The sequence below is a fragment of the Nocardiopsis alba DSM 43377 genome (assembly GCF_000341225.1).
Classification (GTDB): Bacteria; Actinomycetota; Actinomycetes; order Streptosporangiales; family Streptosporangiaceae; genus Nocardiopsis; species Nocardiopsis alba.
On sequence record NZ_ANAC01000006.1, the window covers coordinates 63,869 to 77,548 of the forward strand.

Annotated in this window: 12 protein-coding genes; 6 read left to right on the forward strand and 6 right to left on the reverse strand. The window is 71.4% G+C overall.

The genetic code is table 11. The annotated features are described in order from the left end of the window. Window positions 1–78: 78 nt before the first annotated feature. Window positions 79–1,413 (forward strand): M16 family metallopeptidase, encoded by a 1,335-nt coding sequence (locus tag D451_RS0105115; RefSeq protein WP_026124844.1) that lies wholly within the window; start codon window positions 79–81, stop codon window positions 1,411–1,413. Window positions 1,414–1,484: 71 nt separating this feature from the next. Here D451_RS0105115 and D451_RS0105120 read toward each other — a convergent pair whose 3' ends face one another. From D451_RS0105120 to D451_RS0105130, 3 genes are all read right to left on the reverse strand, one after another. Beyond that, window positions 1,485–1,958 carry an Hsp20/alpha crystallin family protein gene (locus D451_RS0105120; protein WP_014909037.1) on the reverse strand — a complete coding sequence of 158 codons (474 nt, stop codon included), beginning with the start codon at window positions 1,956–1,958 and terminating at the stop codon, window positions 1,485–1,487. Beyond that, window positions 1,955–3,535, reverse strand: coding sequence for a BCCT family transporter (locus D451_RS0105125; protein ID WP_017533640.1), 1,581 nt, complete (start codon window positions 3,533–3,535; stop codon window positions 1,955–1,957). Before D451_RS0105125 ends, D451_RS0105120 begins: the two co-directional genes overlap by 4 nt. A 267-nt stretch (window positions 3,536–3,802) precedes the next feature. Next, window positions 3,803–4,321, reverse strand: a complete 519-nt coding sequence (locus tag D451_RS0105130) for a MarR family winged helix-turn-helix transcriptional regulator (protein ID WP_014909384.1) — start codon at window positions 4,319–4,321, stop codon at window positions 3,803–3,805. 195 nt (window positions 4,322–4,516) lie between these two features. Between D451_RS0105130 and D451_RS0105135 the strand changes: the two genes are divergently transcribed. The 4 genes from D451_RS0105135 (at window position 4,517) to D451_RS0105150 (ending at window position 9,121) form a co-directional block, all read left to right on the forward strand. Further along, a complete protein-coding gene (locus D451_RS0105135) occupies window positions 4,517–5,590 on the forward strand; it encodes a polyprenyl synthetase family protein (protein ID WP_017533641.1) in 1,074 nt (357 codons plus the stop codon). Window positions 5,591–5,680: 90 nt separating this feature from the next. Beyond that, window positions 5,681–7,147, forward strand: a complete 1,467-nt coding sequence (gene crtI, locus D451_RS0105140; RefSeq protein ID WP_017533642.1) for a phytoene desaturase family protein — start codon at window positions 5,681–5,683, stop codon at window positions 7,145–7,147. Beyond that, complete coding sequence (locus D451_RS0105145) at window positions 7,144–8,103, forward strand: phytoene/squalene synthase family protein (protein WP_017533643.1); 960 nt, start codon at window positions 7,144–7,146, stop codon at window positions 8,101–8,103. Before crtI ends, D451_RS0105145 begins: the two co-directional genes overlap by 4 nt. Before the next feature lie 13 nt (window positions 8,104–8,116). After that, window positions 8,117–9,121 (forward strand): DUF5914 domain-containing protein, encoded by a 1,005-nt coding sequence (locus tag D451_RS0105150; protein WP_017533644.1) that lies wholly within the window; start codon window positions 8,117–8,119, stop codon window positions 9,119–9,121. Here D451_RS0105150 and D451_RS0105155 read toward each other — a convergent pair. After that, complete coding sequence (locus tag D451_RS0105155) at window positions 9,118–10,665, reverse strand: FAD-dependent oxidoreductase (protein WP_017533645.1); 1,548 nt, start codon at window positions 10,663–10,665, stop codon at window positions 9,118–9,120. The two genes, D451_RS0105150 and D451_RS0105155, sit on opposite strands and share 4 nt — an antisense overlap. Beyond that, window positions 10,662–11,408, reverse strand: coding sequence for a class I SAM-dependent methyltransferase (locus D451_RS0105160; RefSeq protein WP_017533646.1), 747 nt, complete (start codon window positions 11,406–11,408; stop codon window positions 10,662–10,664). Before D451_RS0105160 ends, D451_RS0105155 begins: the two co-directional genes overlap by 4 nt. A gap of 53 nt (window positions 11,409–11,461) precedes the next feature. Here D451_RS0105160 and D451_RS0105165 point away from each other — a divergent pair, with 53 nt between their 5' ends. Then, window positions 11,462–12,691 (forward strand): lycopene cyclase family protein, encoded by a 1,230-nt coding sequence (locus D451_RS0105165; protein ID WP_017533647.1) that lies wholly within the window; start codon window positions 11,462–11,464, stop codon window positions 12,689–12,691. Here D451_RS0105165 and D451_RS0105170 read toward each other — a convergent pair. Next, window positions 12,660–13,676, reverse strand: a complete 1,017-nt coding sequence (locus D451_RS0105170) for a MerR family transcriptional regulator (protein WP_017533648.1) — start codon at window positions 13,674–13,676, stop codon at window positions 12,660–12,662. The genes D451_RS0105165 and D451_RS0105170 overlap by 32 nt on opposite strands. Window positions 13,677–13,680: the final 4 nt, after the last annotated feature.

Genomic DNA, 13,680 nt, shown 5'->3' on the forward strand with positions numbered 1-13,680 from the left:
TCTTCGACGATGCGGCCGCCCCGTCGGCGTACGCCGCATATGCTCTGCTGGATGTTCCGACGCGAAGAAGAAGGATTCATGAGTTCTGTCCCCACCGCCGCCGAGCAGGAGCCGGGCACCACCGTGACGCTGCTGGAGCCCGACGGCGGTTCCGGTCTGGTACGTCGGACGGTGCTTCCCGGCGGCCTGCGCGTGGTCACCGAGAACATCCCCGGCGTGCGTTCGGCCGCCTTCGGGATCTCCGCGACCACCGGCTCCCGTGACGAGGACTCCGCGCACGCGGGCTCCGCTCACTTCCTGGAGCACCTGCTCTTCAAGGGGACCCGGACCCGTTCGGCGTTGGAGATCTCCGCGCTGCTGGACGGGGTGGGCGCCGACCACAACGCCTACACCACCAAGGAGCACACCTGCTACTACGCGAAGGTGCTCGACCGTGATCTGCCGCTGGCCGTGGACGTGGTCGGCGACATGGTCGCCCACTCGGTCCTGGACGAGGGGGAGGTGGAGACCGAGCGCGGCGTGATCCTGGAGGAGATCGCCATGTACGAGGACGAGCCCGCCGACCTGGTGGACGACGTCTTCGCCGAGCACTTCTTCGGGGACACCCCGCTGGGCCGACCCATCCTGGGCACCACCGACACGATCAAGGCCCTGCCGCGCGAGCGGATCGCCGAGCAGTACCGTGACGCCTACGTCCCCTCCGAGCTCATCGTGACGGCCGCGGGCAGTCTCGATCACGCCGAGGTCGTGGACCGGGTGGCCGCGATCTTCGCCGAGCAGTCGGCGGCGGCCGGGGACGCCCGTCCCTCCGGCCCTCGCGGCCCGGGCGAGCCCGTGCGCACCTTCGACGGGACCATCGTGCAGCCCCGTGAGACCGAACAGGCGCACATCATCCTGGGGTCGGAGGGCATCGTCCGCACCGACCCGCGCTGGCACGCGCTGCGTCTTCTGGGCGCCGCTCTGGGCGGGGGCATGTCCTCCCGCCTGTTCCAGGAGGTCCGGGAGAAGCGTGGGCTGGCCTACGCCGTGCACGCCTACCACACCGCCTACGCGGACACGGGCACCTTCCAGATCTACGCGGGCTGCCTTCCGGAGAAGGCCGACGAGGTCATCGGTGTGTGCCGTGAGGAGCTCGCCAAGGTCGCGGCCTCCGGTATCACCGAGGAGGAGCTCGTCCGGGCCAAGGGCCAGATCCAGGGGGCCATGGTCATGGGCAGCGAGGGCACCAACGCGAGGATGGGGCGCCTGCTCTCGCACGAGCTGGTGCAGCCGCGTCACTTCTCGATCGACGAGGACCTGGCCCGCTTCGACGCCGTCACCCTGAACGACGTCTCCGAGGTCGCCGCCGACATCCTCACCCGGCCGCGCGCGCTGGCCGTGATCGGCCCTTACGAGGCCGACCGGGTCTTCTGACCGTTCGAGGAACGACGAAGGGGCCGTGTGTTCTCGCGAACACACGGCCCCTCACGCTTGCGGCGGGGTGTCTACTTTCCGGGCTTCTTACGGCGCTTGATGGCGATGCGCCTGGGGGCCGACGCGTTCGCGGCCCCGTGCACGGTCACCTCCAGGAGACCCTCGCCGTAGCCGGCCTCGATGTCGCTCTCGGTCACCCCGTCGGGGAGGCTGATCTCCCGTCGGAAGGTGCCCATGAACCGCTCCGAGGAGTAGTAGACGACATCGTCTCCGTCGCGACGTCGTTCACCGCTGATGGTCAGGACCCCGTGGACGAGGCTGACCGTCACGTCCTCTTCGAGCACCCCCGACACCTCGCATCGGATCACCAGGTCGTTGCCCCTGGCGAGGATGTCGGTGGGCGGGCTCCAGGCGTCGGCGAAGCCGCGCTGGCGGTCACCGGCCTGACCGTTCTCGATGGAGGTCATGGTGTCGGAGATACGGTTCATCTCCGTGATCATGTCCACCACCCCGTAGAAGGGGTTGCCGAACTTCTTGGGCGTCATGTGCCGTCTTCCTCCTTCGGAGCGTTGTCACCGCCCTGACGGGCCGTCCGTCCGGCGTCGACCTTCGAACGGGAGGAGTCCCCGTTCTTCTTCAGGGCCACACCGGGTTTCGGTTCCTTCGCGAGCCCCTTGAACAGTCCCCACAACATGAACACGAGGATGACCGCGAAGGGAAGCCCCGTGACGACCGAGGCCGCCTGAAGGGCGCCGAGCGCGTTCGCGCCGCCCAGGACCAGCAGGATGAGCGTCACGCCGCCCTCGCTGATGGCCCAGAACGCGCGCTGGAGCTTGACCGGCTTGGTGTCGCCCCCGTTGGTGAGGGTGTCCACCACCAGCGAGCCCGAGTCGGAGGAGGTGACGAAGAAGACCGCCACCACGACGATCAGCAGCATGGAGGCGATCGTCGCGACGATCGGGGTCAGCGGCAGGGCGTCCAGCAGGTGGAACGCGGCCGAGGCCTCGTCGCCGTCCTGGAAGCCGCCCTCACCGAACAGCTCGTAGTACAGGCCCGAGCCGCCGAAGACGCCGAACCAGAGGATGGAGACCACGACCGGGGCGAACAGGGCGCCGATGATGAACTCGCGGATCGTGCGGCCGTACGAGATGCGGGCCAGGAAGATACCGACGAAGGGCGACCAGGAGATCCACCAGCCCCAGTAGAAGATGCTCCAGCCGGTGGTGAAGGTCGCGGCGGTCTCGTCGGCGAGCGGGCTCGGGAAGGACAGGCTCCACTGCACCAGGTTGCCGAGGTATTCGCCGGCGCCGGTGAGCATGGAGCTGACGATCCACAGCTTGGGTCCCACGGCGAAGATGAACGCCAGCAGGATGAAGGCCAGCCACAGGTTGATCACCGAGAGCCGCCGGATGCCCTTGTCGATACCGGCCATCACGCTGTACAGGGCGATACCGGTGATCACGATGATGATGATCGACTGGGTCAGCGAGTTGTTGGGCATCCCGGTGACCTGGGTCAGGCCGCTGTTGATCTGGAGCGTGCCCAGACCGAGTGAGGTCGCCAGACCGAAGATGGTGCCGAAGACGGCCAGGATGTCCACGATGTGGCCCGGCCAGCCGAACGCGCGGTCGCCCAGTAGCGGGTAGAGCGCCGACGCGGGACGGAGCGGGAGGCCCTTGCGGAAGGCGAAGTAGCCCAGGGACAGGCCGAGGGCGATGTAGATGGCCCAGGGGTGGAAGCTCCAGTGGAAGAAGCTCAGGCCCAGGGCCTCGCCGACCCCGGCGGGGGAGGGCGCGGTTTCGGCGAGCTCCTCGCTGCGGGGAGCGTGCAGATGGGTCACGGGTTCGGCGACGCCCCAGAAGACGAGACCGATGCCCATACCCGTGGTGAAGAGCATCGCGAACCAGGCGACGGTGCCGAACTCGGGCCTGGAGTCGTCCGGGCCGAGTTTGATGCTTCCGAAGCGGCTCAGCATCAGGAAGATGGCCGCGCCGAGGAAGAAGGTGGTCGCCAGGACGTAGAACCAGCCCAGGTCGGTTCCGATCCAGTCTCGGACCTTGGTCGCCCCGTCCAGTAGGGGTTCGGTGTAGGCCACGCCGAGAACGACGAAGGCGATGATCACCAGACTGGAGACGATGAAGACGGGCGGATTCGTGTGTTGGCGTATGTAGTTGCGCAGGGCTGAGATGTCGACTCCTTCCCATCCCCGCCGGACAGGCGCGTACGGGGGTGGAGATACCGGTTCCTGCTACCGGCTGCGGATGGGTACCGTGGGATGGTAGGGGCTTACTACCAGGTAGTAAAGCGACCGTCACTACACGGACAGCTCCGACAAAGAGTGTGATGTCGGATTCGGTGGGTGGTGCGCGTCGTGTGCGCCTTCCGGAGGTCAGCCGGTCCCGTGGGGAGGTCTCTGGGCGACGAGCTCGTCCAGAACGGCGTTGACCTGGTTCAACCAGCCCACGATCACCTCCAGGTCCTCCGCCGGATAATCCTCGTGCATGGCGGTCATGACCTCGCGCATCCCCGGAGCGGTCCGCGCGGCGAGACGCTCGGCACCCTCCACGAGACGGACCGCGATCTTGCGCCGGTCCAGCGGGTGCGGGGCGCGTTCGACGAGACCGCGCGCCTCCATCCGGTCGATCACCCCGGTCACCGAGCCGGTGGACAGACGGAGGCTGTCGGCGATCTCCCCGGGCGTCATGGACCCCGAGACCCGGAGCAGCGTGTAGCACTGGAAGTCCGTCGGGTTCATGCCCGAACGCTCCGACATCCGGTGCAGCAGCCGGACCAACCCCACCGCGAGCCGCTGACCGTCGTTCTGGAGCTCCGTGTACAGCTCCGACCGCGGGCGCGGGCCGCCCCCGTCGGGCCCGTGCGGTTCGGCCGTTCCGGACACGGTGTCCATGGGTCTCCCAACGTCACGACGATCGGCCCCTCCGGCCACTGGGGACGAGTTTACGGGCGCCTCGAAGTGTCGCGCGGCCTGGAAAGTGACCATGTGAAACAGTGCGGATGACGAGAACGGCGAGCATCGGGTCCGTGCGGGTCCCGGACCTCGCCACGAGGCCGTCACCACCAGCGCCGGGAGGGAGGAGCCTCTGTGACCGGGCATGCCCTGCTCACGGGCGTCGAGGACATCCGAGAGGCCGTCGGCGAGACCTTGCGTCGGTATCTGACGGAACGGGTCCGCGAGGTCGGCGCCCTCGACGCCGAATGCGGTGGTGAACTGGCCGACCGCGTCACCTCCTTCGCCCTGGGCGGCAAACGGATCAGGTCGACCCTGGTCTGGTGGGGTCGGCTCGCCGGCGGCGGAGAGGACCGGGGTACCGGGGCCCGGATCGCTCTATCGGCCGGAGCGGCGATCGAACTCTTCCAGACGTTCGCGCTGATCCACGACGACGTCATGGATTCGGCTCCGGAGCGGAGAGGCGAGCCCTCGATCCACGTCCTCCACGCGGCCCGCCACCGTTCGCGCTCCTACGCGGGCGATCCCGAACGGTACGGCGACTCGATGGCGATACTGACCGGAGACCTGGCCCTGGCCTGGGCGGACGACCTGCTGTACGAGGCGGCGGCCGGCCGGCCGCGGGCGCTGCGGATATGGCGCGACATGCGGACCGAGGTGATGGTCGGCCAGTACCTCGACCTGCGCTCCCAAGCGCGCACCGAACGCTCCGTGGGACGGGCCCTGAGGATCGACCGGCTCAAGACCGCGTCCTACACCGTCGAACGACCCCTCCGACTGGGGGCGGCCCTGGCGGGCGCGCCGGCACCGGTGGAGGAGGCGCTGCGCGGCTACGGACGCGACGTGGGGGTGGCCTACCAGCTCAGAGACGACCTCTTGGACCTCTACGGCGACCCGGCCCGGACCGGGAGGGAACCGGGGGAGGACCTGAGAGAGGGCAAGAACACCATGCTCCTGGCGTCGGGGATCGACCTGGCCCGGCGGAGCGGCGACACCGCCGCCCTGGCCCTGCTGGAAGGGGTCGGAACCGTTCCCGTGGACCCGGCGGAGGTCGCCGAGACCCTCGAACGGCTGGGCGCCAGGGACCTGGTCGTCGACCACTGCCGCTCCCTGGCGGACCGGGGGGCCTCCCGGATCGCCGGCCTCGACATCGATCCGGGTGTCCGCGACGGACTCCTCGACTTCGCCGAGAGAGCGGCGCGCATCTGACACTCCCGGTCCACGAGCGGAAGGGATCCCTTGACCCCTGATCCGAAACCCCGTCGAACGGCCGGCCCGGCCCCGTCGGACCGCGGCCCGGTGGTGATCGTCGGCGCCGGCCTGTCCGGCCTGGCGTGCGCCCTGCACCTCCTCGGCGCCGGACGCGACGTGACGATCATCGAACGCGAGGAACACCCGGGAGGCCGGGCGGGACGCCTGGACATGGACGGCTTCCGCGTCGACACCGGCCCCACCGTCCTGACCATGCCCGAGATCCTGGGCGAGGCCTTCGCGGCGGTCGGCGAGGACATGACGGACCGGCTGGAGCTCCTCCCGCTGGCACCGGCCTACCGCGCGGCCTTCGCCGACGGGTCCACCGTCGACGTGCACACCGATCGTCGACGCATGACCGCCGAGGTGGCGCGCGTGGCCGGGGTCCGTGAGGCCGTCGGCTACCTTCGGCTGCGCGAGTGGCTCACCCGCCTGTACGAGGTGGAGATGCGCTCCTTCATCGACGCCCGGTTCGACTCGCCCCTGGACCTGCTCCGCCCCGACCTGGCGAGGCTGGCCGCGGCCGGCGGCTTCGGCCGTCTGGCCCCCGCCATCGGACGCCACCTGCGGGACGAGCGCCTGCGCAGGATCTTCTCCTTCCAGTCGCTGTACGCGGGGGTGTCGCCCCGCAAGGCTTTGGCCGCCTACGCCGTCATCGCCTACATGGACACCGTCGCGGGCGTGTACTTCCCCAAGGGCGGGATGCGGGCCATCGCCGACGCGATGGCAGAGGCCGTCACCGGCGCGGGCGGACGGCTGCGCTACGGAGAGAACGTCACCCGCGTGGAACGGTCCGGCGACCGGGTCACGGCCGTGGTCACCGAGGGCGGCGAACGGACGCGCTGCGACCACGTCGTCCTGACCACCGACCTGCCGGTCGCCCACCGCCTGCTGGACCACCGTTCACGCCGGCTCGTCCCGCACCGGTTCTCGCCCTCGGCGGTGGTCCTGCACCTGGGGACCGACCGCACCTGGGAACAGCTGTCCCACCACACGATCTCCTTCGGAGACGCCTGGGAGAGCACCTTCACCGAGATCATCGACCAGGGCCGCACGATGAGCGACCCGTCCCTGCTGATCACCCAGCCCACCCGCACCGACCCCGGGCTGGCCCCGGAGGGGCACCACCTGTTCTACGTCCTGGCGCCCGCGCCCAACCTCGCCGCGGGCGACATCGACTGGGACCGTGAGGGCCCCCGCTACCGCGACGAGATCGTCCGGACCCTGGAGAAAAGGGGGATGAACGGCCTGGACGCCTCCATACGCGCCGAACGGTTCGTCACCCCCGTCGACTGGGCCCGCCTCGGACTGGCCCGGGGGACGCCCTTCTCGTTGGCGCACACCTTCGCCCAGACGGGCCCCTTCCGTCCGCGGCCCGTGGTGCCCGGGATCGCCAACGCGGTCCTCGCCGGATGCGGCACCCATCCCGGCGTCGGGCTGCCCACCGTGCTCCTCTCGGGGAGGCTGGCCGCCGAGCGGATCCTGGCCGCCTCGTTCCGGAGGGGGCGCCGATGAGCTCCGCCACCGCCGAACTGGACGCGGCCGGGATCACCGCGCGGGTCCTGCGCGAGGACTACCTGCGCTGCCGAGGGCTGCACGCCCACCACGGCCGTACCTACTACACGGCCACGCGTGTCCTGCCGTCGGCGCGGAGGCCCCACATCCACGCCCTCTACGGTTTCGCCCGCTGGGTGGACGACATCGTCGACGAACCCGGCCCCGGGACGACCGTCGACGACCAGACGGCCCGACTGGACGCCATCGACGCCGACCTGGAACGGGCCCTGTCCGGGCGGGAACCGGGCGAACCGGTGCTGCGGGCCTTGGCGCACACCGTCGACCACCACGAACTGGACCCGGGGTACTTCACGGCCTTCATGGCCTCCATGCGCATGGACCTGACGACCACCGAGTACCGAGACCTCGACCACCTGCGCGAGTACATGTACGGCTCGGCCGCGGTCATCGGACTCCAGGTCCTGCCGGTCCTGGGCACGGTCGCGCGACGGGAGGAGGCCGCGCCGCACGCGGCCGCCCTGGGCGAGGCCTTCCAACTGACCAACTTCCTGCGCGACGTGTCCGAGGACCTCGCGCGTGGACGCGTCTACCTGCCCGCGGACGTCCTCGCCGGCCACGGTGTCGATCGTGAACGGCTCGCGGACTGCGCCCGCAGACGGGCGCCGGACCCGCCGGCGCGTCGGGCCCTCGCCGAACTCGTCGAGGTCAACCGGGACCTCTACCGCCTCGCCGAACCCGGGGTGGCGATGCTCGAACCGGTCTCCCGACCGTGTGTCTCCACCGCCCTGCGGCTCTACCGGGCCATCCTGGACGAGATCGTCGCCGCGGACTTCGACGTGTGGAGCGTCCGGCACCGGGTCTCCGGGACCCGCAAGGCGGTGGCGGCCATGCCGGCGCTGGCCCGCTCCCTGTGGGCCAGGGCCGTCCCACGACCACGGAGACCGACCCCCTGAGGAGAGAGCGCACATGCCCCTGCCCGATCCCGCTCCGCGACGGATCCCCCTGCGCCGGCTTCCGAAGGACACCTGGGCACGCCAGGACCCCACCTGGAGGGAGGCGACCCCCAGGGTGATCGACGCCGCCCTCGAACGGGCGCTGGCCCGCCCCTCCGGGAACTGGTACGTCCTCGCCGCCTCCGACGAGGTACGGGCCGGCGGCCCCTTCGGCCGGGTGGTGGCGGGCGTGGAGCTGGTCGCCTGGCGTGACGGAGAGGGCATCGTGCGCGTAGGGCCCGGCGCCTGCCCCCACCTCGGAGCGCCCCTGTGCCGGGGCGCCGTCGACCGAGGGCGTCTGGTGTGCCGCTGGCACGGTCTCTCCCTCGGCGCCGAGGGCTTTCCCGGATGGAGCCCCTACCCGGCCCACGACGACGGCGTGCTCGTGTGGGTGCGGTTGGATCATGTGGGCGGAGAGGAGCCCCTGGACCGGCCCGTCCTCCCGGAACGCCCCGACGCCTCCCGGCACCTCGCCGCCGTCGAGAGCCTGGCGGGCCGCTGCGAACCCGAGGACGTGGTCGCCAACCGCCTCGACCCCTGGCACGGATCCTGGTTCCACCCCTACTCGTTCGTCGGGCTGCGGGTCACCGAGGTGCCGGAGGGCCCCGACCCCGATCCGGACCGGATGGTGGTGGACGTCGGCTTCCGGGTGGCCGGTCGATGGGGCGTGCCCGTGCGCGCCGCCTTCTCCTGTCCCGATCCCAGGACCGTGGTCATGACCATCATCGAGGGCGAGGGGGAGGGCAGTGTGGTGGAGACGCACGCCACCCCGCTCGGTGTGGACGGACGGGGCGTCCCACGCACCGCCGTCATCGAGGCGACGATCGCCGTCTCCGAGCGCGGCGGCTTCGCGTTGGCGCGCGGGGTCGCGGGCGCGATCCGACCGATGATGCGGATCGCGGCCCGTCGACTGTGGCGCGACGACCTGGCCTACGCGGAACGGCGCTACCTGCTGCGTTCCAAGAAAGACCTTCCCTAGCCGCTCAGCAGGCCGGAGAGCGCGCGCAAGGGGGCGAAGCGGCCGCGGCGGGGCACGCTCCACACCGCGTGGCCCCGCCGCCCCCACCGGGTGAGCAGGGCGTTGGCCGCCAGGACGCCGGTGGTGGCCGCGCGCTCCATCAACGCCACCGGCAGGTCCACCCGCACGTGGTCTCCGGCCACGACCAGCCACGGGTCGGGGGTGGTGACCGCGCACCGGCGCTCGAAACCGCCCGGCGGGAACAGCGAACAGTCCTCGCGCAGCTCGTGCCGCGCGTCCACGATCCGGGCCGAACGCAACTCCGGATAGACCGATAGCGCCTGTTTCCACAGTGAGGCCCGCTCGGTGGCGAGATCGCAGCCCTGAGGCAGCGCGTAGGCGTGCAGCTCCACCACCGAACCACCGGTGCGCCGCGACCACGCCGCGGACTCGTCCTCGTAGCGCTCCAGCACGCTGACGTTGTCCAGGGTGGGATGCCCGGCGGTGCCCAGGAAGGCCTGGCGGTGCGGACGGACCGGGCGATCCAGCCAGTAGCGCGAGACCAGGAACGGAGGAGCCGAAGGGGACGCCGACGCGCGGGAACGCCACTCCTCGTCGCCGAGGGCGGGAGAGCCGGCCACCAGGCGGCGCAGCCCTCCCGGTTCGGTGGCCAGTACCACCCCGTCGAACCGGGCGCTCCGGTCGCCTTCGGGCCCCGTCCAGTGCACGGTGGCCCCCTCGGCCTCCGCCGACGGGACGATCCGTTCCACCCGGGCCTTCCGTCGGAATCGCGCTCCGGCCCCGCTCAGACGTTCGACCAGGGGGCCCCACAGGGCCTGAGGAAAGGGTGAACGCGGCACGTCGAAGACCAACCCCTCCGAGGAGCCGAGGAAGTAGATGTGGAACATCACGGCCATCTCCGCCGCCGACAGGTCCTCCGGAGCGGCGAAGAAGCTCCGGCCGAACACCTCGAAGGCCAGATGACGGGCGTCGGGCGGGAAACGGACGGTCTCCAGCAGGTCCCGCGCGCTCAGATGGTCCAGACGCCGGTACACGTCCGGTACCTCCACGTCCAACAGTCGGAGAGCGGCGGGCACGTTCACGTCCGCCAACGCCCGGAGGGCGAAGCTCCGGCTCGTGGCCGCCAGCGCGAAGGCGTTCCACGGAGGCGTCCGGGGCAGGGCGGAGAACCGGTCGGCCGCGCCCGAGGCGTGGGCCAGCGGATAGTCGGTCAGAGGGACCAGCCCGGACAGGTCCGGATCGGCGTGGGCCAGCAGGTCGCGCAGGTTGTAGTACTGCCGGAAGAAGGCGTGGAACCCCCGGCTCATCGTCACGGTGGAGCCGTCGGCCAGGTGGGTCTCCCAACCGCGCAGGCGGCCTCCCCAACCCTCCTCGCGTTCGAGGACCTCCACCTCCACCCCGCGTTCGGTCAGGGCACGCGCGGCCGACAGACCGGCGATGCCGGCGCCCACCACGGCCACCCTGGGCGTGCGCGTCGGCGCGGGGGCCACCGGTTCGGGCGCGGGGATCCTCTCCGCGAGTCGGTCGCGTACGCGCGCGTTCACCAGGACCCGCCGGGACGGGAGCCGAGGAACGTGTGGGTGATCCCGTACCGCCACCCCGGGAACGAGGCCCGGGCCACCGACTCCAGACCGGCCGCGCGCATCCGCTCCGAGAGGGTCTCCGCCCCGTCGAACTCCAAGACGCTGCGCCACAGGTAGCGGAACAGGTCCGCCCGGCCGGTCAGGAGCCGGCCCACCGGGACGATCACCCCTCGGCACACGGCCGTCCAGACCATACGGGCCCCGATCGAGTCCGCCACGGAGTACTCGTGCAGGGCCACGCGTCCGCCGGGGCGCAGGATCGCCCCGATCGTCGCCAGGAGGGCATCGGGATCGGGGACGTTGCGGATCAGGTAGGCGGCGAACACCGCGTCCGCGGGGCCGCCCAGTCGTTCGGCCGCCCATGCCGGATCGAGGGACTCGGCCCGCGCCCGATGGAACTCGACGCCGCCGGGCCAGGGTTTGGTCCGCGCCACGTCGAGCATGCCCTGAGAGGCGTCCACCGCGAGGATCCGTGCCCGGGGGGCGGCTTCGACCAGGGCCGCCGTGGAGGCCCCGGTCCCGCACCCCAGGTCGAGGAGGCGCAGCCCCTCGCCGTCCCCGGGAAGGCGCAGACGCCGTACGGAGGTTCGCAGGTCACGGTGGTAGCCCGGGTTGGCCCCGACCAGCCGGTCATAGGAGCCCGCCGCGTGGTCGAACCCCTCGGTGACCGCGCCGGCCCTCGCTCGTTCCGCGTCGGTGGTCATGATCCTCCCGTGTCCGATCGCCGTTCACCCGAGGTCACCGGCATGCTGGTGGTATGGCCGACTATGACGTGGTGATCATCGGAGGGGGCGCCGCAGGGCTCACCCTGGCCCATCACATCGGCGAGGTCAACGAACGACGCGGACGACCCCTGCGCACGGCCCTGCTGGAGCCTCCGCCCGGACCGCACACCCCGCCCCCGCGTACCTGGTGTTTCTGGGAGGAGGGGGACGGTCTCTGGGAGCCCCTTCTGGCGGCCCGATGGCGCGACCTGACCGTGGTGGGCGCCGATGGGGCGCGCCACCGCTCCGCGGCCGACCCCTACCGGTACAAGATGCTGCGCTCCGACGACGTGGTCGCGTTCGTGCGCGGCCGGGCCGACGAGCACCTCGACCAGCGGGAACTGTTCGTGACCGCTCTGAGCGACGGCCCCGAACACGCCACGGTCCACGCCACCGATCCGCGAGGGGCCGACGTCCGACTCACCGCGCGCTGGGTCTTCGACTCCCGCCCGCCGGCCGCTCGGAGCGGCGGGCGCACCACCCTGCTCCAACACTTCCGGGGATGGTTCGTCCGGACCCCGAAGGAGGCCTTCGACCCCGAGAGCGCCGTGCTCATGGACCTTCGACCGCCACAGCCGTCCACCGGCGTGGCCTTCGGCTACGTGCTTCCGCTGTCCTCCCGCGAAGCCCTGGTGGAGTACACCGAGTTCGGCCGTTCCGTTCTGAGCACCGCCGAGTACGAGGCGGCCCTGGACGCCTACAGCGCCGCCATCGGATTGGAGGACTTCGAGGTGGTCTCCTCCGAGCAGGGGGTGATCCCCATGACCGACGCGCCCTTCCCGACCCGGGTGGGGCGACGGCTGTTCCGGATCGGCGCCGCGGGCGGGGCGACCCGCCCCTCCACCGGCTACACCTTCGGAGGCGCCTCGCGCCAGGCGGCCGCGGTGGCCGAGGCCCTGGCCGAGGGGCGGACCCCGATCCCGCCGGTGCCGTACCGGGCCCGGCACCTGGCCATGGACGCCGTCATGCTGCGCGCCCTGGACACCGGTCGGGTGCGCGGCTCCGACTTCTTCGCCCGGCTCTTCGCGGGGAACCGGCTCGGTGACGTCCTGGCGTTCCTCGACGGTGCCTCATCCGTGCGCCGGGAGTTGGCGATGGGGCTGACCACCCCGGTCGCGGCCATGTCCCACAGCACCCTGGACCATCTGTGGTACGTCCTGCGTTCCCGGGTCGGTCGGCCCGGTCGCGGCCTCAACGGAGCAGGTGGGTCATCGCCTCGGTGAGGGAGGAGAGGTGGCCGTCCGTGATCCGGGTGAGGGGCCCCGCCTCCCGCCAGCCGGGCCCCGCCGTGTACAAGGCCGTGCGGAGGCGACCCGCGCCGGTCGCCCGGGCGACGGCCCTCAGGGTCGCGACCCCCTGATCGCCCTTGGCGTGGCACCAGAGCACCACGGCGCTCGGCGCGGTCCGCGCGATGGTGCGCACGGTCGCCTCGGCCGGGGTGCACGGGCCCAGCACCCGTTGTGGCCGACCCCTCTCGCGCAGTGCCGCCGCCAAGGCCTCCAAGGGCAGTCCGTGCATCTCGTGCGGGAGACACGCCAGGACCACGGGCCTCGTGGTAGAGGAGGCCGGGCCGGTGACCCGCCGCAGGACCGAGGAGACCGACCACGACAGCAGGTGCTCGACCTCCACGTAGCGTCGGGTGTCCTCCCACTTGCGCCCCATTCCGTACAGCAGGGGCATGGCCAGGTTCTCCCAGGTCGCCACGGTTCCGTGCTCCTCCAGCGCCGACCACAACAGCCGTTCCACGAGCTCGCAGTCCATGCGCATGGCGGCGCGGGCGATCCCCTGGAGGAGCGGCGGCGCGGGGCCCAGGGGGAGTGTGTCCCCGCCGGAACGACGTCGTGAGGGCCGGCCGGACCCGTGGTCCGAAGGGGCGAGAGAGCCACCTGATGGGGCGTATGTGGCCTCGTGTCCGGTTCGGTGTACCTCATCCGGGGAATCCTCGGATGACACGTCGGCGGACGTGGACCGGTACGTCGGGGCGTCCTGTTCCAGGACCCGCCGTGCCGCCGAGGCGGGCGGAAAGCCCTCGCCGACCAGGCGGCACAGCTCCCGCAGCCGGTCCATGTCGGCCGGCGAGTACCGGCGGTGACCACCGGGGCTGCGTTCGCCCGGACCGATCCCGTACCGCCGGTCCCAGCTGCGCAGCGTGGTCGGCGCGACCCCGAGCAGCCGGGCCGCGGCACCGGGGGTGAGCGCGTCGTTCATGGCA